The 19,688-nt window shown below is 61.9% G+C and carries 19 protein-coding genes and 1 riboswitch; of the genes, 16 read left to right on the plus strand and 3 right to left on the minus strand.

All coding sequences use genetic code 11. The annotated features are described in order from the left end of the window. Position 1: 1 nt before the first annotated feature. A riboswitch (TPP riboswitch) is annotated at positions 2–110 on the minus strand. A 64-nt stretch (positions 111–174) separates the two neighbouring features. The 9 genes from OOZ53_RS10085 (at position 175) to dctP (ending at position 10,095) form a co-directional block, all read left to right on the plus strand. Then, on the plus strand, positions 175–828 hold the full coding sequence (locus tag OOZ53_RS10085; RefSeq protein WP_271089381.1) for a thiamine diphosphokinase: 654 nt from the start codon (positions 175–177) through the stop codon (positions 826–828). A 3-nt stretch (positions 829–831) separates the two neighbouring features. Continuing rightward, a complete protein-coding gene (locus tag OOZ53_RS10090; protein WP_271089383.1) occupies positions 832–2,655 on the plus strand; it encodes an ABC-F family ATP-binding cassette domain-containing protein in 1,824 nt (607 codons plus the stop codon). A gap of 90 nt (positions 2,656–2,745) precedes the next feature. Next, positions 2,746–3,588 carry an AAA family ATPase gene (locus OOZ53_RS10095; protein WP_271089384.1) on the plus strand — a complete coding sequence of 281 codons (843 nt, stop codon included), beginning with the start codon at positions 2,746–2,748 and terminating at the stop codon, positions 3,586–3,588. A 52-nt stretch (positions 3,589–3,640) separates the two neighbouring features. Beyond that, positions 3,641–4,567, plus strand: a complete 927-nt coding sequence (gene metA / locus OOZ53_RS10100) for a homoserine O-acetyltransferase MetA (protein ID WP_271089385.1) — start codon at positions 3,641–3,643, stop codon at positions 4,565–4,567. Between the two features lie 20 nt (positions 4,568–4,587). Then, positions 4,588–5,772 carry a vWA domain-containing protein gene (locus tag OOZ53_RS10105; RefSeq protein WP_271089386.1) on the plus strand — a complete coding sequence of 395 codons (1,185 nt, stop codon included), beginning with the start codon at positions 4,588–4,590 and terminating at the stop codon, positions 5,770–5,772. Beyond that, on the plus strand, positions 5,769–6,785 hold the full coding sequence (locus OOZ53_RS10110) for an aldose epimerase family protein (RefSeq protein ID WP_271089388.1): 1,017 nt from the start codon (positions 5,769–5,771) through the stop codon (positions 6,783–6,785). Before OOZ53_RS10105 ends, OOZ53_RS10110 begins: the two co-directional genes overlap by 4 nt. A gap of 201 nt (positions 6,786–6,986) precedes the next feature. Beyond that, positions 6,987–7,574, plus strand: a complete 588-nt coding sequence (locus OOZ53_RS10115) for a TRAP transporter small permease (protein ID WP_271089389.1) — start codon at positions 6,987–6,989, stop codon at positions 7,572–7,574. Positions 7,575–7,579: 5 nt separating this feature from the next. Beyond that, on the plus strand, positions 7,580–8,869 hold the full coding sequence (locus tag OOZ53_RS10120; protein ID WP_271089390.1) for a TRAP transporter large permease: 1,290 nt from the start codon (positions 7,580–7,582) through the stop codon (positions 8,867–8,869). 185 nt (positions 8,870–9,054) lie between these two features. After that, positions 9,055–10,095 (plus strand): TRAP transporter substrate-binding protein DctP, encoded by a 1,041-nt coding sequence (gene dctP / locus OOZ53_RS10125; RefSeq protein ID WP_425499133.1) that lies wholly within the window; start codon positions 9,055–9,057, stop codon positions 10,093–10,095. A gap of 97 nt (positions 10,096–10,192) precedes the next feature. On the opposite strand, the gene OOZ53_RS10130 is transcribed toward dctP, so the two are convergent. After that, positions 10,193–10,684, minus strand: coding sequence for a tetratricopeptide repeat protein (locus OOZ53_RS10130; protein WP_271089391.1), 492 nt, complete (start codon positions 10,682–10,684; stop codon positions 10,193–10,195). A gap of 41 nt (positions 10,685–10,725) precedes the next feature. On the opposite strand from OOZ53_RS10130, the gene OOZ53_RS10135 reads away from it, so the two are divergent. The 3 genes from OOZ53_RS10135 (at position 10,726) to OOZ53_RS10145 (ending at position 14,142) form a co-directional block, all read left to right on the plus strand. Beyond that, positions 10,726–12,093 carry a cytochrome-c peroxidase gene (locus tag OOZ53_RS10135; protein ID WP_271089393.1) on the plus strand — a complete coding sequence of 456 codons (1,368 nt, stop codon included), beginning with the start codon at positions 10,726–10,728 and terminating at the stop codon, positions 12,091–12,093. Between the two features lie 109 nt (positions 12,094–12,202). Then, the gene (locus OOZ53_RS10140; protein ID WP_271089394.1) at positions 12,203–13,099 is read left to right on the plus strand and encodes a PfkB family carbohydrate kinase; all 897 of its coding nucleotides are present in this window, start codon (positions 12,203–12,205) and stop codon (positions 13,097–13,099) included. Further along, on the plus strand, positions 13,099–14,142 hold the full coding sequence (locus tag OOZ53_RS10145) for a tagatose 1,6-diphosphate aldolase (protein ID WP_271089395.1): 1,044 nt from the start codon (positions 13,099–13,101) through the stop codon (positions 14,140–14,142). The genes OOZ53_RS10140 and OOZ53_RS10145 overlap by 1 nt, the downstream gene beginning before the upstream one ends. A gap of 26 nt (positions 14,143–14,168) precedes the next feature. Here OOZ53_RS10145 and OOZ53_RS10150 read toward each other — a convergent pair whose 3' ends face one another. After that, the gene (locus tag OOZ53_RS10150; protein WP_271089396.1) at positions 14,169–14,759 is read right to left on the minus strand and encodes a histidine phosphatase family protein; all 591 of its coding nucleotides are present in this window, start codon (positions 14,757–14,759) and stop codon (positions 14,169–14,171) included. Between the two features lie 44 nt (positions 14,760–14,803). On the opposite strand from OOZ53_RS10150, the gene OOZ53_RS10155 reads away from it, so the two are divergent. Together OOZ53_RS10155 and OOZ53_RS10160 are read left to right on the plus strand one after the other, a co-directional pair. Beyond that, a complete protein-coding gene (locus tag OOZ53_RS10155; RefSeq protein WP_271089397.1) occupies positions 14,804–16,201 on the plus strand; it encodes an L-fucose/L-arabinose isomerase family protein in 1,398 nt (465 codons plus the stop codon). Positions 16,202–16,214: 13 nt separating this feature from the next. After that, positions 16,215–17,300 (plus strand): Gfo/Idh/MocA family protein, encoded by a 1,086-nt coding sequence (locus OOZ53_RS10160; protein ID WP_271089398.1) that lies wholly within the window; start codon positions 16,215–16,217, stop codon positions 17,298–17,300. Positions 17,301–17,307: 7 nt separating this feature from the next. On the opposite strand, the gene OOZ53_RS10165 is transcribed toward OOZ53_RS10160, so the two are convergent. Next, positions 17,308–18,042, minus strand: coding sequence for a GntR family transcriptional regulator (locus tag OOZ53_RS10165; RefSeq protein WP_271089399.1), 735 nt, complete (start codon positions 18,040–18,042; stop codon positions 17,308–17,310). A 128-nt stretch (positions 18,043–18,170) separates the two neighbouring features. Between OOZ53_RS10165 and OOZ53_RS10170 the strand changes: the two genes are divergently transcribed. Both OOZ53_RS10170 and OOZ53_RS10175 read left to right on the plus strand, forming a co-directional pair. Next, positions 18,171–18,458, plus strand: coding sequence for a UxaA family hydrolase (locus tag OOZ53_RS10170; protein ID WP_271089400.1), 288 nt, complete (start codon positions 18,171–18,173; stop codon positions 18,456–18,458). A 10-nt stretch (positions 18,459–18,468) separates the two neighbouring features. Next, on the plus strand, positions 18,469–19,635 hold the full coding sequence (locus OOZ53_RS10175; protein WP_271089401.1) for a UxaA family hydrolase: 1,167 nt from the start codon (positions 18,469–18,471) through the stop codon (positions 19,633–19,635). Positions 19,636–19,688 lie beyond the last annotated feature (53 nt).

Genomic DNA, 19,688 nt, shown 5'->3' on the forward strand with positions numbered 1-19,688 from the left:
GCGCTTTGCGGCGTCTAATCCCTCCGCCGGTACGAGCCGGATCAGGTTCTTCGGGTTGGCATGAGCCTCTCAGCCGTCCGCACGCGCGGCCGGCACCCCGTTAGAGCGACAACCGTCTTAGTCCGGCTGTTCGGCGCTGGCAAGTGCGGAAAAAGCTGCTATGTGCTTCCGGCAATGCACACAGAGACGACATTTCTGATCCTGCTCGGCGGGAATCTGGAGATCACGGCGCGGCTGCGTGATCAGATCGCCGGCGCGCGGGTGATCGCCGCCGACGGCGGAATGCTCCATGCGCGCGATTTGAAGCTCGATCCGGAAATGTGGGTCGGCGATTTCGATTCCTCGCCCCCGGACTTGCAGGACCGGTGGCCGCATACACCGCGCAAGCCGTTTCCGGCCGAAAAGAACCTGACCGATGGCGAGTTGGCCGTCGAAGAGGCGCTGGCGCTCGGGGCGCGGCGGATCATCCTTGCGGGCGCGCTCGGCGGCGAGCGCAGCGACCATGCCTTCTTTCACATGGTTCTGGCCTGTGCGCTCAAGGCCCGCGGCATCGACGTATTGCTGACATCGGGATCGGAAGAAGGATGGCCGCTCGGCGCGGGATCGCGCACTTTCGATCTGCCGCCCGCGTCGCTGTTTTCCATCCTCAATTTCGGCAACGTCTCGGCGCTTGATATCGAGGGCGCGCGCTATCGTCTCGAAGACTACGATCTTGAATTCGGTTCCTCCCGGACGATATCCAATGTCGCGGAGGGGCCGGTGACGGTGACGCTCGGCTCAGGAACCGCGCTGTTGCTGGCGCGCCCGTTCGATCTTTCGGGTGAATGAGCCATGGCGCCGCCGATCCTCAAGCTTGACGATATCCATCTGACATTCGGCGGCACGCCGTTGCTGGATGGCGCCGCGCTTCAGATCGAGGCCGGCGACCGTATCTGCCTGGTCGGCCGCAACGGATCGGGCAAATCGACGCTGATGAAAATCGCCGCCGGCATTGTCGAGCCGCAAGCAGGAACCGTGTTCACGCATCCGGCCACGACGGTTCGCTATCTGGAGCAGGTGCCCGATTTCGAGGGCCACGCAACCGTCCGCGCCTATGCCGAGGCGGGTCTCGGCCCGGGCGACGATCCGCACCGGGTGAGCTACCTTCTGGAGCATCTCGGTCTTTCGGGCGACGAGAACCCGGACAATCTCTCGGGCGGCGAGGCACGCCGTGCGGCGCTGGTGCGCGTGCTTGCGCCGCAGCCGGACGTGCTGCTGCTTGACGAGCCGACAAACCATCTCGACCTGCCGGCGATCGAATGGCTTGAGAAAGAGCTGGCGCGGGGCCGTGGCGCTCTGGTCGTCATCTCCCATGACCGGCGCTTCCTGGAAAATGTCTCGCGCGCAACCGTCTGGCTTGACCGGGGCATGGCCCGGCGCCTCGACCAGGGCTTTGCGGGTTTCGAGGCGTGGCGCGACAAGGTCCTCGAAGAGGAGGAGCGCGAGCAGCACAAGCTCGGTCGCGCAATCGTGCGCGAAGAGCACTGGCTGCGATACGGCGTCACGGCGCGGCGCAAGCGCAATATGCGACGATTGTCCGAACTCAAGGACATGCGGGCGCGTTTTCGCGGCCATCGGGGGCCGGAGGGCACGATCGAGGCCACGGCCGCAACGGCGCGCGATTCGGGCAAGCTGGTCATCGAAGCGCAAACCATCGAAAAATCCTTCGGCGGGCGCAAGATCGTCGCGGATTTCTCGATGCGCATTCATCGCGGCGACCGCATTGGTCTGGTCGGTCCCAATGGTGCCGGCAAGACGACGCTGCTTAAATTGCTGACCGGTGAACTCGCACCGGATGCCGGAACGGTGCGGCTGGGAGCCAATCTCGAAATCACCACGCTCGACCAGCGGCGCTCGGCGCTCGACCCGGACGAGACGCTGGAGCATTTCCTGACGGACGGTCGCGGCAGTTCGCTGATCGTCGACGGTCAGCAGCGGCATGTCACCGGCTACATGAAGGATTTCCTGTTTCAGCCGGAACAGGCGCGCACCCCGATCCGCGAGCTTTCGGGCGGCGAGCGCGCGCGGCTGATCCTTGCCCGCAACCTGGCGAAGCCCGCCAACCTGATCGTGCTCGACGAGCCGACCAACGATCTCGACATGGAAACGCTGGATCTGTTGCAGGAGATCGTCTCCGGCTTCGCCGGTACCGTGATCCTGGTCAGCCACGACCGCGATTTCCTCGATCGCACGGTGACCTCGACCATCGCGCCGGCCAACACCGATGCACCGGACGGGCGCTGGATTGTCTATGCCGGCGGCTACAGCGACATGCTCGCGCAGAATAAGCAGACCGGTACGGTTTCTGCCGAAAAACCGAAACGCGAAAAGGCGGCGGCCGCAAAGAATGCGAAAGCGCCGCCGCCAAGGAACAAGCTTTCCTACAAGCAGAAATTCGCGCTCGAGACGCTGCCGCAGAAATTGCAGGAGGCCGAGACAAGAGCGGAAGCATTGGAAGCCCGCATGGCCGATGCGGATCTGTTTTCCCGCGATCCGGACGGTTTCCAGCGCCTGGCGGATGAGCTGTCGGGCCTGCGCGCGCGCATTACGGCCATGGAAGAGGAGTGGCTGGAGCTGGAAATGCTGCGCGAGGAACTTGAAAAAGATGCGTCCTGAGCCAGTTCCGGCGTAACGCTTCGCAAGAACTGTTCCCATTTGAACAAAACCCGCCTAATGTCCCGGCGAAATCATGCGAGAGACAAAAATATGCAGTTTGAAGGCACAAGCGCCTATATTGCGGAAAAAGACCTAAAGGTCGCGGTCAATGCGGCGATCACCCTGGAGCGGCCGCTGCTGGTCAAGGGCGAGCCGGGTACGGGCAAGACCGAGCTTGCCAAGCAGGTGGCCTCGGCGCTCGGTCTGGACCTGATCGAATGGCACATCAAGTCGACGACCAAGGCGCAGCAGGGCCTTTATGAATATGACGCCGTCTCGCGCCTGCGTGACAGCCAGCTCGGCGACGACCGGGTCAACGATGTGCGCAACTACATCAAGCGCGGAAAGCTCTGGGACGCCTTCGCCGCGCAGGAGAAGGTGGTCCTTCTGATCGACGAGATCGACAAGGCCGATATCGAGTTCCCGAACGATCTGCTGCAGGAACTCGACAAGATGGAGTTCTTTGTCTACGAGACCGGCGAGACGGTGAAGGCCGTGCAGCGGCCCGTCGTCATCATCACATCGAACAATGAGAAGGAACTTCCGGACGCTTTCCTGCGCCGCTGTTTCTTCCACTACATCAAGTTTCCGGATGCGACGACGCTGCAGAAGATCGTCGACGTGCACTATCCGGGCATCAAGCAGGAGCTGGTGAGCGCGGCGTTGACGCAGTTCTACGAGATCCGCGACGTGCCAGGGCTGAAGAAGAAGCCGTCCACATCCGAGGCGCTGGACTGGATCCGGCTGCTTGTCTCGGACGATGTCGCGCCCGCCGACCTGCGCGGCAGCGCCAAGAACGCACTGCCCCGATTGCATGGTGCTTTGCTGAAGAACGAGCAGGATGTGCACCTGTTCGAACGTCTGGCATTCATGGCACGGCGCGACGGCGCCTGATAAAAACGTACTCCGTTTTCCATGAAGTCCATGCAATCAGATCGACAGTTCCATGCCCATCAAGATTCCAGACCAGTTGCCCGCGCGAAAAACGCTTGAAGCAGAGGGCGTGACGGTCATGACGGAGACCGCCGCGATCCGCCAGGACATCCGGCCGCTGCAGATCGGGCTGCTCAATCTGATGCCCAACAAGATCCGCACCGAGGTGCAGATGGCGCGGCTGCTCGGCGCGACGCCGCTGCAGGTGGAACTGACGCTCGTGCGCATTGGCGGCCACAAGGCCAAGAACACGCCGGAGGAACACCTGCTGGCGTTCTATCACACCTGGGACGAGATCAAGCACCGCAAGTTCGACGGTTTCATCATCACCGGGGCGCCGATCGAACTGCTTGAGTTCGAGGAGGTCGCCTATTGGGACGAGATGACCAGTATCCTCGACTGGACGGTGCACAATGTGCATTCCAGCCTGAATGTCTGCTGGGGCGCGATGGCGGCCATCCACCATTTCCACGGCGTGCCGAAATATTCGCTGAACGAGAAGGCTTTCGGGGTCTACCGACACCACAATCTCAATCCGGCGTCGCCCTATCTCAACGGCTTCTCGGATGATTTCCAGATTCCGGTGTCCCGCTGGACGGAAGTGCGCGACAGCGACATCGATCCGGCCTCGGGGCTTGAGGTGCTGATGAAGTCGGACGAGACGGGTGTGTGCCTGGTGCACGAGGCGTTCTGCAACCGCCTCTACATCTTCAATCACATCGAATATGATTCCTTTTCGCTCGCCGAGGAGTATCAGCGCGATGTCTCGCAGGGAAAGCCGATCCACATCCCGCACAATTACTTCCCTGAGGACGATCCGCGCAACGAGCCGCAGAACCGGTGGCGCAGCCATGCGCATCTGCTGTTCGGCAACTGGATCAATGCGCTTTATCAGTCGACTCACTACGATATGTCGCTGATCGGGTCGGACAGGGGCTAGAGCCGGAAAGGGAGACGCGCATGTTCATACCCTTCTTTCTGGAGCTGAAAGCGGCAAAGATCCCTGTTTCGCTGCGCGAATATCTGACGCTTCTGGAAGGCATGGATGCGCGTCTTGTGCCCTATGACGTCGAGGGATTTTACTATCTGGCGCGCTCGGCCATGATCAAGGACGAACGTTTCATCGACCGGTTCGACCAGATCTTCTCGCAGGTCTTCCGCGGCGTCGAGGCGGTCTCGGGCGAGGCCGGGCCGGAAGCGGTCGAACTGCCGGAAGAGTGGCTGCGCAAACTTGCCGAGAAGCATCTGAGCGAAGAGGAAAAGGCGCTGATCGAAAGCCTCGGCGGTTTCGACAAGCTGATGGAAACGCTGAAGAAGCGCCTGGAGGAGCAGAAGGGCCGGCACCAGGGCGGCAGCAAGTGGATCGGCACCGCCGGGACCTCGCCCTTCGGCGCTTACGGTTACAACCCGGAAGGCATACGCATTGGCCAGGACGGCAGCCGCAACCGGAGCGCGGTCAAGGTCTGGGACAAGCGCGAGTTCCGCAATTTCGACGATTCGGTTGAACTCGGCACCCGCAACATCAAGGTGGCGCTGAAGCGGCTGCGGCGCTGGATCCGCGCCGGGGCGGACGAGGAACTCGACCTTAACGGCACCATCCGCTCGACCGCCGAGCATGGCTATCTCGACGTGCAGACGCGGCCCGAAAGGCACAACGCCATCAAGCTTTTGATGTTCTTCGATGTGGGCGGCTCGATGGACGGCCATATCAAGGTCGTCGAGGAGCTGTTCTCGGCGGTCCGCACCGAGTTCAAGCACATGGAATATTACTACTTCCACAACTGCCTCTATGAGGGCGTGTGGAAGGACAACCGGCGCCGCCACAGCGAGGTTTTGCCGACCTACGAGGTTTTACGCACCTACGGTTCCGATTACCGGGTCATCTTTGTCGGCGATGCGTCGATGAGCCCATACGAGATCGTCTATCCGGGCGGTGCGGTCGAGCACTGGAACGAGGAAGCCGGCGAGGTCTGGCTGCGCCGCGTCCTCGATCATTTCGGCAAGGTCGTGTGGATCAATCCGACGCTTGAGAAGCATTGGGGCTATACCCATTCCATCGGATTGATCCGGGAAATCTTTTCCGAACGCATGTATCCCTTGACCCTGGCCGGGCTGGAATCGGCAACCCGCGAGCTTTCGCGATGACGGTTGAACCAAGGCTGTTCGGGACGACGGATGACGGGCAGGACGTTCACAGCCTGACCATCAGCGGCGGCGGTTTGACGGCCGACCTGATGAGCTGGAGCGCCGGTATCCGGGATCTGCGCCTGGAGGGGCATGAAGTGCCGCTGGTTCTCGGTTTCGAGGACTTTGCGCACTATCCGGCCCATTCGCCCTATTTCGGCGCCACCGCAGGGCGCTATGCCAACCGCATCGCCCATGGCCGGTTCCGGCTCGACGGTGCCGATTATCAACTCGACCGCAACGAGAACGGTGTGAGCCATCTGCATGGCGGATCGCGCGGCATCGGCAAGCGCGTATGGTCCATCTCGGATTACGGGGCGGATTATTGCCGCTTTGAAATCAGCGATCCGGACGGCCATATGGGCTATCCCGGAACCTGCTCCATTTGCTGTACCTACCGCCTGAAACCCGGAGGCGTGCTCTCGGTGGAACTGGAGGCCGAGACCGACCGCCCGACCCTGTGCAACCTTGCTCATCACAGCTATTTCAACCTCGACGGCAGCGCCGATATTCTCGATCATGAGGCGATGATCGCCGCCGATCACTACCTGCCGGTCGATGATACGCTGATCCCGACCGGAGAGGTCCGGTCCGTCGACGGCACGGCGTTCGACTTCACCGAGATGCGGCCAATTCGTTTCGACGACAACGGTGCACCCTTCGCCTACGACCACAATTTCTGCCTTTCGGACCGGCGCGGACCGAAGCGCGCGGTAGCGCTTGTGCGCAGTCTGAGTTCGGGCGTTGCCATGGAAGTGTGGACGGGAGAGCCGGGTCTTCAGTTCTATACGGGCTTCAAGCTCGATGTTCCGGTAGCTGGCCTTGACGGGCGGCGCTACGGCGCATTCGGCGGCTTTTGCATGGAGAGCCAGGTTTGGCCCGATTCCCCCAATCATCCACAATTTCCGAGCGCTATTCTGCGGCCCGGTGAGCGTTTGCGGCAGGAAACCGACTATATTTTCTCGCGCGGCTGACGCAATAATTCGCAACGAATTCAGATGATTATGACCCGGTCGGGTGCAACGGGGCGCAATGATGCGCGTGCAGGCAGCTTGACAGCGCGCTCAGAGTAAGGCCCATTAATATATATTATATAAGACTCTGCGGCGGCGATGTCCCGTTTGGGAGGACATGACATCCGAGCGGCCTGCGGACGCATTATGCGGGGGAGGATCATGGCTGCCATCGTTGCCATCATAAGACCGCTGGCATGGGTTAACACCATGCTCCTGCGCATCGGGCGCAACATCGCCTGGGTGGCCATGGGGCTGATGGTGCTGATCATCGTGCTCCAGGTCGTGTTCCGTTACGTGCTGAATGACGCGCTTTCCTGGTCGGAGGAAGCGGCGCGCTTCCTGATGTTGTGGATGACCGGCCTCATCGCCCCGAGCGCCTATCGCTGGGGCGGCTTCGTGTCGATCGATCTGGTCCATGACATGCTGCCGAAGCGTCTCGGCAACATCCTCGTCCTGATCCTGCTGCTGATCAGCCTCGCCGTCCTCGTTGTTGCGCTGCAGCTCGGCTACAAGCACGTCAATTCCGGATGGCGGTTCGATTCGCAGACGCTGAAAGTGTCACTCGATTTCATGGGATACGGCATCGTCCGTGCCAAGCAGGCGTGGATGTATATGTCGCTGCTGGTCGGCGTATTCCTGCTGCTGCTGGTCAATATCGAGCTCACCCTGAAAACGATCGTCGGTATTGTCGACCCGTCCATTGAAGTGCCTGCGGACCAGGATCACCTGGTTATCACAGCGGAGTAGACCAGATGCTTTTTTTCTTTCTTCCGCTGTTCCTGATCTTCCTGATGATCGGCCTGCCGGTGTTCTTCGCTCTGCTCGCGGCGCCAGGGATCCTGCTGTGGCTGGCCGATCAGCCGCGCGACTTCGCGTTGCTCTACAAGAATGTCTACAACGGCATGAATTCCTTTCCGCTGATGGCCATCCCGTTCTTCATGCTGGCGGGCGAACTGATGAACCGGGGCGGCATCACGCTGCGGATTGTCGAGTTCAGCCAGTCGCTCATGGGGCATCTGCGCGGCGGTCTGGCACATGTGAACATTCTGTCGTCCATGCTGTTTGCCGGCCTTTCCGGGTCGGCGGTGGCCGACACATCGGCCCTGGGATCGATGCTGATCCCGGCCATGGAGAAGAACGGCTATACGCGCAAATTCGCGGCGGCGATCACGGCGGCCTCATCGGTGATCGGGCCGATCATCCCGCCGTCCGGCATCATGATCATCTACGCCTATGTCATGGGCGAGTCGGTGGCGGCGCTTTTCCTGGCCGGCATTGTGCCCGGCGTTCTGGTCGGCGTCGGGCTGATGCTGATGACCGCCTATCTGGCGAAATCCAACGATTTTCCCGCGGCGGCCGAGCGCGCCACCTACCGTCAGCGAGGGCAGTCGTTTGTGCGGGCATTCTTCCCGCTGATGACCCCGGTGATCATCCTCGGCGGTATCCTTGCCGGTGTCTTCACGCCGACCGAAGCCGCGGCCGTGGCGGCGGTCTATGCGTTCATCGTGTCGATGTTCATCCTGCGGACCATGGTCTGGGCCGATCTGCCGCGGGTGCTGATCAAGGCGTCGCTGACGACATCCGTCGTGCTGCTGCTGGTCGGCGCGGCGATGGCCTTCAAGACCGTGGTCAGCCTCAGCCACGCGCCGGAGATCCTGGCCGCTTTCATCCTGAATCTGACGGAAAATCCCTATCTGCTGCTGTTTCTCATCAATGTGCTTCTGTTCATTGTGGGCATGTTCCTGGATGCCGGTCCGGCGATTATCATCCTGGGGCCGATCCTGGCGCCGATTTTCACCGATCTTGGCGTCCATCCCGTGCATTTCGCCATCATCATGAGCGTCAACCTGACCGTCGGCCTGGCGACGCCGCCCATGGGGCTGGTGCTGTTCGTGGCCTCCAGCGTCTCCGGCGTGAAGGTGGAAACGATCGCCCGCACGATCCTGCCGTTCCTTGCGGTGGAGATCCTGGTGATCTTCCTCATAACCTATATTCCGGGGATCTCCATGGCGGTGCCGGAGTTTTTCGGCTTCATCAAATAAGCGGGGCGGAAACCGCGAAAATTGAACCACCAGGCGCGCGGCAGGGTCTGCGCGCTTGACAAGCGAATGCCAGTCTTTAATCTTTTATCTTATATAAGACTTGCCGTGCGATTGACTTCGGGAGGATCCAAATGATCGCGAAAAGGACTGCAAATATTCTGGGCGCTTTTGCGCTCGGGCTGTCGATGACCGCCGTGTCCACGTTGACGGATGGCGCCATGACGGCTGCTGAAGCGGCGGACTACAAGCTGCGCGCGACGGCCAATTCGAACGAAAACGACGAGGACTATGACGGTCTGATCGTTTTCAAGGACTATGTCGAAAAGGCATCCAACGGGGCCATCGAAGTCGAGCTGTTCATCGGAACGCAGCTCTGCTCCAACGGCGCGGAATGCCTGCAGGGCATTTCCGACGGTACCATCGACATCTACATTTCGACCTCCGGCGGCGCTTCGGGCATCTTCCCTTACGTGCAGGTCCTCGACCTTCCCTATCTGCTGCGCGACGACCGCATTGCCGAGGAAGTGTTGAGCGAAGGCACGTTCACACGCGCCATTCGCGACCTGGCGCTCAATGATTCCGGCGGAACCATCCGCCTGATGACCATCGGCAACACCGGCGGCTGGCGCAACTTCGCCAACACCAAGCGCCGCGTTCAGGCACCCGGCGACATGGAAGGCCTGAAGATCCGTACCGTGGTCGCCGACCTGCCGCAGGAACTGGTGAAGGCGCTCGGCGCGTCTCCGACCCCGATTCCGTGGCCGGAGCTCTTCACCTCTTTCCAGACCGGCGTGGTCGAAGGCTCGAAGAACGGCATCACCGATATCATGGGCATGAAGTTCCCGGATGCCGGCCTGAAATATGTCACCCTCGACGGACACGCCTATATGGGCGCCCTGTGGTGGATGAGCAATGACACCTTTATGTCGATGCCTGAAGACATGCGCCGTGTCGTTGTCGACGGCTTTGCCGCCCTGCAGCAGGCGACATTCGCCTCGCCCAAGCGCAAATCCATTCAGGCCTATTCGGACTTTGTCGCCGAGGGCGGCGACCTCTACGTGCCGACGCCCGAGGAAAAAGCCGCTTTCAAGGAGGCTGCGGCCCCCGTCTATGAGTGGTTCAAGGCCAATATCGACAATGGCGATGCTGCATTCACGGCCCTGACCGACGCGGCTGCCGGTGCCGAAGCAAAAATTGACGGCAATGCCGCAATGGATGTCAAATAGGCGGACTCTTCCGATTTCGGCCACCGGCTGAATCGGACCGACGAAAGAAGAGGCCGCACGGTTGTGCGGCCTCTCGCATTGAGCGGGATGTGATCCGTCAGCGAAAAGGATACATCCAGGGTTTGTAGTCGTTGATGAGGATCTGCGCGTGCTCAATCTGATCAGGCGTCATTTTCTTGACCACCTCCTCAAGGCTGATCGCCGCATCGGGGTCGCCGCCGATCGCCGAAAGCACGTACCACATATAGGCGCGTACCAGATCGGGCTCCGGCATGCCGCGGCCGATCTCGTAGTACCAGCCGACACCCGACTGGGCGCCCGGGTGGCCCTTCATCGCCGAGCGCAGATACCATTCGAAGGCACGCACATCGTCGCGCGGCACGCCAAGGCCCATGGCGTACATGATGCCGATCAGCTCTTCCGCGTCGGCATTGCCCGAGCGGGCCGCCGGAAGCAGTTCCTGCATCGCCTCCTCGAAACGGCTTTCCTCCATCAGGTCGCGGGCGGTCTCTATCTCGGCAAGCGCCGGCGAGCCGCAAACAAGACCGGCAAAAATCAGCGCCGCAACAAACCTGGCCGAATAACCCATATATTCTTGTCCTCTCTTCGTGTCGGTCCCGGAGGGATACCATGTTGAAAACGAAGCATAGCAACCGCCGGCGCATGGGCAAGGTCTGCGTGATTGTCGGCGCCTTTGTTGCGGGGTGGTGTCCGGCGCTGGCGCTCGCCGACGCGATAACGCTGCCGCAGGCGCTGTCGGAAGCAGATTTTCTTCCGTTCGACGAAAAGAAGGCGGCACTCGGCCGGCTCCTGTTTTACGACCCCGTCCTGTCCGGCAACCGCAATATCTCCTGCGGCACGTGCCACCATCACGACCTGGCCAGCGCGGACGGGCTGGCGCTCGGTGTCGGCGAAGGCGGCGAGGGCATCGGTGATGAGCGCACAACGGGCGCCGGCCGCGACAGGATCGACCGCAGGGTGCCGCGCAATGCGCCGGCGCTGTTCAATATCGGTCACAAGGACATACGCCATCTGTTCCATGACGGACGGCTGAGCATCGACGATCTTTACGGCAATGGGTTCAATTCGCCGGCGGAGGAATATCTGCCGCAGGGGCTGAACAGCCTGGCGGCGGCGCAGTCGCTTTTCCCGATCACATCGGAAACGGAAATGGCCGGTCATTCCGAGGAAAACGCCGTCGCCGGCGCACGCAACGACCGGATCGATCATGCGTGGCGGCTGATTGCGAAACGCGTCAGCGTCGTTCCCGCCTACGGACCCTTGTTCGCGGACGCCTACCCGGACGTGGGCGGCCCGGCGGACATCACGATCGTGCATATCGGCAATGCGATCGGGGATTTTGTCAACTCCGAGTGGCGTTCCCACGACAGCCCGTTCGACCGCTATCTGAGTGGCGAGCCGGGCGCGCTGAGCGAGGAAGCGCGAGCCGGGATGGATCTGTTCTACGGGCAGGGCGGCTGCTCATCCTGCCACAGCGGCGCTCTGTTCACCGACCAGGAGTTCCACGCGCTGGCCCTGCCGCAATTCGGGCCGGGCCGCACCCGCATGTTCGACCTCATGCAGCGCGATGTCGGGCGCATGGTGGAGACGGACCGGCTTGAGGATGCCTATCGTTTCCGCACGCCTTCGCTGCGCAACAGCGCCCTGACGGGACCCTACGGCCACAACGGCGCCTATGAGACGCTGGAGGGCATTGTCCGGCATCACCTCGATCCCCAGGCGGCGTTCGATCGCTGGAGCCGCGAGCAGGTATCGCTGCCGGCGGCCGAGCATCTTTCGGAAGCCGATTTCGCGCCGCTGCAGGACAGGCGCGAACGGGCGCGTGTGCGCAATGCGGTTGACATCGAGCCGGTTGCCCTGGAGGACCGGGAGGTGCAGCAGCTTATCGCATTTCTGAACGCGCTGACGGGCGACAAAAGTGTCAAGGGCCGGCTTGGCAGGCCGGACAGCGTGCCCAGCGGATTGCCGGTCGACTGACTGTTCAGGAGCGGTTTTTTCCGCCCGGCGCATTTTGCGCTCCTGTTGTCTTGTATATTATATAAGACTTGATAGATTGCACGAAAACTGGAGACCTAACCACTCCGTCATGCCCACTGTTCTTGCTGCCGGCGCCGCCGTCGTCGACTTCGTTTTTCAGCTTGATGAAGCCCCTTCCCGCTCGGAAAAACACCGGGCGCGCGATGCGGCGATCGTCGGTGGCGGCTGCGCTGCCAATGCGGCGGTCGCGGTGGCGCGGCTTGGCGGAAAGGCGGTGCTGGCCGCCCGGCTAGGCAACGACGTTATCGGCGACATGATCATTACGGATCTGGAAAAGGAAGATGTCGACTGTTCGCTGGTCAAGCGGATCGAAGGCCGGCGATCGTCCTACTCGTCGGTGCTTGTCGACCCGCAGGGCGAACGCAGCATTGTCAATTTCCGCGACCGCGATATCGATGCCGGCGGCAGCTGGCTGGACAAGCTCGAATTGCCCTCCTTTGACGTGGCGCTTGCCGATACGCGCTGGCCGGACGGTGCGCGGGTGACGATGGCGGCAGCCCGGCAGCGCGGCGTGCCTGGTGTCATCGATGGCGAAGCGCCTGTGCGCGAGGCCCAGGAAGCGCTGAGCAGCGCCACGCATATCGCCTTTTCGCGCGCCGGCCTGCAGGATTTCGACGGCGGCGACGACATCGGGACAGCGCTGAAGCGCGCCGCCGAAGAAACCGGCGCCTGGGTCTGCGTGACGCAGGGCGCCGAAGGTGTCCACTGGCTGGAGGGCGGCGCCATGAAGCATATGCCGGCTTTCGAGGTCGCGGTGGTTGACACGCTGGGCGCCGGCGATATCTGGCACGGTGCCTTCGCGCTTGGATTGGCGCAGGGCAAGAGCGAAGAGCAGGCGATCGTTTTCGCCAGCGCCGCCTCGGCGATCAAATGCACCCGTTTCGGCGGCCGTATGGGTACGCCGTCCGAAAGGGACGTTGAACAATTCCTCAAGGAGAATTCCTGATGCAGCTTTCACCGGGTAAATTGTGGGGCCTGCGGCGCATGGCCGACGATGCCGGACGCTTCAAGATGACCGCTGTCGACCAGCGTCCGCCGATCAAGAACCCGATCGCCGCCCATTACGGGGCGGATGAGGCGCCTTATGACGATGTGGCGCGCTTCAAGGCACTGCTGATCGAAATGCTGCAGGAACAATCCTCGGCGATGTTGCTCGATCCGCACTACGCCGTCCCGCGCGGTATTGAATTCCTGTCTCCGACAAAGGGACTGATCGTCACGCTCGAGGATTCGCTTTTTGAAGAGACGTCCGGCGGCCGCCTGTCATCGGAGATCGATGACTGGTCGGTGGCCAAGATCAAGCGCATGGGCGGCGATGCGGTCAAGGTGCTGGCCTGGTACCGGCCGGATGCATCGGCTTCGGTCAATGGGCATCAGAAGGATTTTGTCAAGCGCATCGGCGAGGCCTGCGCGCGCTACGACATTCCGTTCCTGTTCGAGTTGCTGGTCTATCCGCTGTCGAGCGACGCGCACCAGACGACCGACTATATCGAATTGCAGGGCAAGAAGGCCGACGACGTGCTGGCCTCCGTCGAGGAATTTGCCGGCGCGGATTACGGCGTCGATGTCTTCAAGCTGGAAAGCCCGGTCAATGCGGACGATGTGCCCGGCGTCGGCAATGACGGCTGGGAGGCGGTCCAGAAGGTCTATGACGAGATGGGCCGTCTGGCCGGCCGTCCCTGGGTGATGCTGTCGGCGGGCGCCGGCAAGCCGCAGTTCCGCAACATCCTGACCCACGCCTACCGCGCCGGCGCGTCGGGCTATCTTGCCGGACGGGCGATCTGGCTCGACGCTTTCGCGCAGTTCCCGGACTGGGATCTTGTCCGCGCCGGTCTCGGCGGTGAGTCAGTTGACTATATGAACGATTTGAACGCTCTGACCGACGCCGAGGCCGCGCCCTGGCAGTCGCATCCTGCCTATGGCGAAGGCGGTGCGCGTTTCGCTCCCAACGACGCCAGCTTCCGGCACGGCTATGGAGATTTTGCCTAATGACGGCTTGGCTTGCACAGCCGGAACTAGTCCAGCAGGAGGCGGGCGGCTACCTCCAGCGCCGGCCCTTCCGAACCGCTGTTGCGCGCCGGTGCGACGATAACCGCCTCTCCCTGCCGCGGAAGGATGCCGGTCAGTGCCTCGACATTCTCCGGGTGGGTGACCATGACCTGATTGCCCGGCCCGCGAAACTGGCGGATGATCTCGATAACCTCTTCATTCCTCTTGGCAAGCAGGTCCGGATCGTCCTCGACGAGGTCGAGCGCCTCCAGCGGTTCGGCCTCGACATCGCGGAAGGCGTTCTGCGCCGTTTCAAGCGTGCGGCACCACTGGCTGGAATAGATCCGGGAAATCGATACCGCGCGCGCCGCAAAACGAACGCCGCGCCGGCGCGCCTGCTGGCGTCCGCGATCGGAAAGATTGCGCTGGGTCGTGCAGTCGTCGAGCTCGAAAAAAGGTGGATCGCCCACACCCGGCGCGAGGGCGTGCGTCAGCAGGATCGTATAGCCGCCGGTCGCCAGCCGTGCCCATGCCGCCTCCGTTGAACCCGCCTTGGACGCAACAAATGAAAACACCAGCACAAGAATGGCGGCAAAGGCAGAGGGACGTCGTTTCATGCAGCGGCTCCAATACCCGTTAAGTTTAGGAGTTTAATCGGCAAATGAAAGAGGTACAGACATTAGGTGTGCTGCCGCTCGGTCGACCGACATTCGATGTCGCCTTTGCCGAAGAAAAACTCGCGGCCATGTTGAACGCTCTTTCCGCCACGGGCAAGACGCTGATTGGCCCGGGCAGATTGCTGATGGACGGCGAGGAGACGGAAGCAGCCATAAGAGACGTCGCGGCAGCCGGCCCGGATGCGGTGCTGATCCTGCAGGTCACATTCACCGACGCGGTCGCGACAATGCGCATCGCCAGTGCCTTCGACAAGCCGATCGCCATCTGGGCGGTGCCCGAACCGCGGCTCGGCGGACGCCTGCGGCTCAATGCGTTTTGCGGCCTTAACCTGGCGTCCCACGCGCTCGGACGCGCGGAGCGTGCGTTTTCGTGGATCTATGCGGATCCCGCAGAGGCACGCATCGGTTCCGAGCTTGCAGCGTTGTTTGACGGCGCGCGGCAGGTCTCGCCGTTGACGGGAACGCCGCCATCCGGCGATAGCCAGGCCGGGCAGCGTATCGCCGAGGGTCTTGACGGCAAGCGCATCGGCCGGCTGGGCGCGCATCCGGACGGTTTCGATACCTGCCGTTATGACGCAAAAAAACTGAGCGGGCTCGCCGGCATCGAGGTCGAGGAACTGGCGCTCCAGGGACTTTTCGACAGGGCGGGAGAGGTCCCGGATGCGGCGCTTTCGGGCATTCGCCAGACGGCGGAAGCCGAGCTTTCGGGGCTGGGCGACGTCGATCAGGACCAGCTCGACCGGTCCTTGCGCCTCAAGGCGGCCATCGACGCGATCAGGCAGGACGGCGGCTACGACGCCTTCGCCATTCGCTGCTGGCCCGAGACATTCACCGAATATGGCGGCGCCGTATGCGGCCCGGTGTCGATGATGGGCGAGGCGCGTGTGCCGTGCGCCTGCGAGGCGGATGTCTATGGCGCGGCCACGCAACTGCTTTTGCAGGCGGCGGCCGATGCGCCGGTGTTTCTTGTCGATCTGGTCGACATGGATGCGGACGACAATACCGGTGTCGTCTGGCATTGCGGCCAGGCGCCGGTCTCGATGGCCGATCCCGCAACGAAACCGACCGCCACGATCCACACCAACCGCAAGATGCCGCTGCTTTACGAGTTCAAGCTGAAGCCCGGACCGGTGACATTCCTTCGCCTCAGCCAGGCGCGGGGCCGCCATGCGATGATCATTGCCACCGGCGAGATGATCGATCGGCCCATGGCCTTTACCGGAACGTCGGGCGTCGTGCGTTTCGAGCGTCCGGTCGCGGACGTTCTGCCGGACATCATGAATTGCGGGCTCGAACACCACATGGCGCTGGCCTATGGCGATCACGGCGAAAAACTGCTGGATGTGGCATCGGCGCTCGACCTGCCCGTCATAAGACTTTGAGAGTAACGCACAGATGAGCACACTACGCTACGGCATTATCGGTTCGGGCATGATGGGGCAGGAGCACATCAGGAACCTGGCGCTGATCGACGGCGCGAAAGTCAGCGCCGTCGCCGACCCGAACGGCGATATGCGCCGGCAGGCGGCGGAACTGGCCGGGCCCGATTGCCGCATGTTCGACGACCATGACGCGCTGATTAAATCCGGCGGCTTCGATGCGTTGGTCATTGCCGCGCCAAACCACCTGCACCGGCCGATCCTCGGCGATGTGCTGAAGGTCGACGTGCCGCTGCTTGTCGAAAAACCGCTCGGCATCGACGGGCTGCAATGCCGCGAGATCATGGCGACGGCGAATGGCCGGCGCGCGCCAGTCTGGGTGGCGATGGAATATCGGTACATGCCGCCGATCGCCCGCCTGCTCAAGGAAGTGCATGCCGGGGCAACGGGCACGCCCAGGATGATCGCCATACGCGAGCACCGGTTTCCATTCTTGAGCAAGGTGGGCGACTGGAACCGTTTCCAGGACCAGACCGGCGGCACGATGATCGAGAAATGCTGCCATTTCTTCGACCTGATGCGGCTTGTCTCCGGTTCGGAGGCCGTGCGGGTTTTTGCTTCCGGCGGCATGGATGTGAATTTCCGCGACGAAACCTTCGGCGGCCGCAAGGCCGACATTCTCGACAATGCCTTTGTCATCGTCGATTTCGAGAACGGCATGCGGGCCATGCTTGATCTGTGCATGTTTGCCGAAGGCGCCTACTGGCAGGAAACGGTCAGCGTGACGGGCGACAAGGCGCGCATCGATGCCTATGTCCCCGGCCCGGCGCGCTTCTCGCCGGATGGGCAGGAGCGGCATGCGAAGCTGGTAATCTCACCGCGCGAGACCAAAATGCCGGTCAGCGAGGACATCAAGACCGACGAGGCGATCCTGTCCGCCGGTGATCATCACGGCTCGACCTTCTATCAGCACCAGAAATTCGCACAGCTGATCCGCGAGGGCGGCGCGCCGGAGGTGACGATGGATGACGGTACGCGGGCGGTCGAAATCGGCGCCGCGGCAGAGGAATCGGTGAAGACCGGAATGCCGGTTCGTCTCTAATTGGTTCCTAAGGCAGGCTGACCGTGTAGTGCATGGCATCCGTCAGGCAGCGCGAGGATCGCAGTTCCACCGCATTGCCCTCAAGATCGCGGGCGATGCGGGTGATCAGAAGCAGCGGCTCGCCGACACCGCAGCCAAGCTCGGCCGAATCGCGCGCGTCGCACAGGATGGCCTTGAGCTTCTCGTCGGCCTTGGCGATGGTGATGCCCCAGCGCGTCGAATAAAGCCGGTAGATGTTGTTGGGTATTTCCGAAAGCTCGTCGAACCCGGGATAGATGGCGCTCGGAATGGTGATCGTCTCGGCCAGGACCGAACGGCCCGCGAGCATGCGCACGCGCTCTATGCGCCAGACCTGGTCTTTCGGATCGATGGCCAGCGCCCGGGCTTCCGCCCCGGTTGCCGGTTCCAGCGACCAGTTCACAAGGCGCGAATTCGGGAAGCTGCTTTCATCGGTCTTTTCATCCGACGCCAGGCGGAAAAACTGGAACAGGATACGCGAATCCTCAGGCTCGGCGACAAAGGTGCCACGGCCCTGCTGCCGCACAAGCAGACTTTCGGCCGTCATGGCGTCGAGCGCCTTGCGGACGGTGCCCTGGCTGACCTTCAGCTCGCGGGCGAGATCCTGTTCGCTTGGAATATTGGTGCCCGGTTGCCACGTGCCGTCGACAAGGCGGCGGATAAGCTGATCCTTGACCTGAGCGTAAAGCGGTTTGAAACCGATATTCGTATCTGTCTCTTGCAAAGGCGGTCCCTTGATTCTTCCCTCCTGTTTACCGCGATCCGGTTGACAAAGCCAGCATATTGTATCTTATATAATATATAAGACTTGGCGCGCATGCGCCGACTTTCCAACCCATATTGGAGGCAAGCGTGAGTATCCCGCAACTGCTGGTGCACGACCACAAGGACAATGTCGGTGTCGTTGTCGTCGAAGACCTGACTGCCGGCACGAACATGACCTGTGTCGTGACCGAAGACGATTCCGATTTCGAGCTGACATCCAACGACGATGTTCCCATCGGCCACAAGGTGGCGCTGCAGGATTTTGCGGTTGGCGACACGGTGATCAAATATGGCGAGGACATCGGCAAGGTGGTCGCGCCGATCAAAAAGGGCGCGCATGTCCACGTCCACAATCTGAAAACCAAGCGCTGGTAGGAGGCTGATCATGTCACGAAAGATTATGGCGTACCGGCGCGAGAACGGCCGGGTCGGCGTCCGCAATCACGTTGCCATCCTGCCGCTGGACGATATTTCGAACGCGGCCTGCGAGGCCGTGGCCAACAATATCAAGGGCACGATGGCGCTTCCGCACTCCTATGGCCGGCTGCAGTTCGGCGAGGATCTGGAGCTGCATTTCCGTACGATGATCGGCACCGGCGCCAACCCCAATGTCGCGGCCGTCGTCGTCATCGGCATCGAGCCGGAATGGACGAAAGTCGTCGTCGACGGCATTGCCGAGACCGGCAAGCCGGTCACCGGCCTTTCCATCGAGCAGAACGGCGATATCGCCACCATCGCGTCGGCATCGCGTGTCGCGAAGGAATATGTGCATTGGGCGACGGAACTGCAGCGCGAAGAATGCGACATCTCCGAATTGTGGATCTCGACCAAGTGCGGCGAGAGCGACACGACCACGGGCCTTTCTTCCTGCCCGACCGTCGGCAACATGTATGACAAGCTTTTGCCAGGCGGCATTTATGGCTGTTTCGGCGAGACGTCGGAAATCACCGGCGCGGAGCATCTTTGCGCCGAGCGTGCGGCCACGCCGGAAGCCGGCGAGAAATTCATGCGCATCTGGCAGGCCTATCAGGATGACGTGATCGAGGCGCACAAGACATCCGACCTCTCCGACAGCCAGCCGACCAAAGGCAACATCCTGGGTGGTCTGACCACGATCGAGGAAAAGGCGCTTGGAAACCTTGAAAAGATCGGCCGCACGTCCCGCTATGTCGATGCGCTCGGTCCCGCTGAAAAGCCGCAGATGGGCAACGGGCTCTATTTCATGGACACTTCGTCTGCCGCGGCCGAGTGCGTGACGCTGATGGCTGCTGCCGGTTATGTCATCCACACTTTCCCGACGGGGCAGGGCAATGTCATCGGCAATCCCATCGTTCCGGTCATCAAGATCTCGGGCAATCCGCGCACGCTGCGCACGATGAGCGAGCATATCGATGTCGATGTGACGGGCGTCTTGCGGCGCGACATGACCATCGATCAGGCGGGCGATGCGCTGATCGACATGATCGCGCGCACGGCGAATGGCCGCAGCACGGCGGCCGAGGCGCTGGGGCACCGCGAATTCGTCATGACCAAGCTTTACCGCAGCGCCTGATTTATGGAAGGGTCGTCCTTCATCCAAATTGGCGCTGAAAACCGGTAGAACTG

This window comes from Allohoeflea poritis (genome assembly GCF_027889715.1).
In the GTDB taxonomy this organism is placed as follows: Bacteria; Pseudomonadota; Alphaproteobacteria; order Rhizobiales; family Rhizobiaceae; genus Hoeflea_A; species Hoeflea_A poritis.

What these genes read in the sequence shown, in the direction of transcription:
- OOZ53_RS10085 (WP_271089381.1), top strand. Translation starts at nt 175, where the DNA reads ATGCACACAGAGACGACATTTCTGATCCTGCTCGGCGGGAATCTGGAG.
- OOZ53_RS10090 (WP_271089383.1), top strand. Translation starts at nt 832, where the DNA reads ATGGCGCCGCCGATCCTCAAGCTTGACGATATCCATCTGACATTCGGC.
- OOZ53_RS10095 (WP_271089384.1), top strand. Translation starts at nt 2,746, where the DNA reads ATGCAGTTTGAAGGCACAAGCGCCTATATTGCGGAAAAAGACCTAAAG.
- metA (WP_271089385.1), top strand. Translation starts at nt 3,641, where the DNA reads ATGCCCATCAAGATTCCAGACCAGTTGCCCGCGCGAAAAACGCTTGAA.
- OOZ53_RS10105 (WP_271089386.1), top strand. Translation starts at nt 4,588, where the DNA reads ATGTTCATACCCTTCTTTCTGGAGCTGAAAGCGGCAAAGATCCCTGTT.
- OOZ53_RS10110 (WP_271089388.1), top strand. Translation starts at nt 5,769, where the DNA reads ATGACGGTTGAACCAAGGCTGTTCGGGACGACGGATGACGGGCAGGAC.
- OOZ53_RS10115 (WP_271089389.1), top strand. Translation starts at nt 6,987, where the DNA reads ATGGCTGCCATCGTTGCCATCATAAGACCGCTGGCATGGGTTAACACC.
- OOZ53_RS10120 (WP_271089390.1), top strand. Translation starts at nt 7,580, where the DNA reads ATGCTTTTTTTCTTTCTTCCGCTGTTCCTGATCTTCCTGATGATCGGC.
- dctP (WP_425499133.1), top strand. Translation starts at nt 9,055, where the DNA reads ATGACCGCCGTGTCCACGTTGACGGATGGCGCCATGACGGCTGCTGAA.
- OOZ53_RS10130 (WP_271089391.1), bottom strand. Translation starts at nt 10,684, where the DNA reads ATGGGTTATTCGGCCAGGTTTGTTGCGGCGCTGATTTTTGCCGGTCTT.
- OOZ53_RS10135 (WP_271089393.1), top strand. Translation starts at nt 10,726, where the DNA reads ATGTTGAAAACGAAGCATAGCAACCGCCGGCGCATGGGCAAGGTCTGC.
- OOZ53_RS10140 (WP_271089394.1), top strand. Translation starts at nt 12,203, where the DNA reads ATGCCCACTGTTCTTGCTGCCGGCGCCGCCGTCGTCGACTTCGTTTTT.
- OOZ53_RS10145 (WP_271089395.1), top strand. Translation starts at nt 13,099, where the DNA reads ATGCAGCTTTCACCGGGTAAATTGTGGGGCCTGCGGCGCATGGCCGAC.
- OOZ53_RS10150 (WP_271089396.1), bottom strand. Translation starts at nt 14,759, where the DNA reads ATGAAACGACGTCCCTCTGCCTTTGCCGCCATTCTTGTGCTGGTGTTT.
- OOZ53_RS10155 (WP_271089397.1), top strand. Translation starts at nt 14,804, where the DNA reads ATGAAAGAGGTACAGACATTAGGTGTGCTGCCGCTCGGTCGACCGACA.
- OOZ53_RS10160 (WP_271089398.1), top strand. Translation starts at nt 16,215, where the DNA reads ATGAGCACACTACGCTACGGCATTATCGGTTCGGGCATGATGGGGCAG.
- OOZ53_RS10175 (WP_271089401.1), top strand. Translation starts at nt 18,469, where the DNA reads ATGTCACGAAAGATTATGGCGTACCGGCGCGAGAACGGCCGGGTCGGC.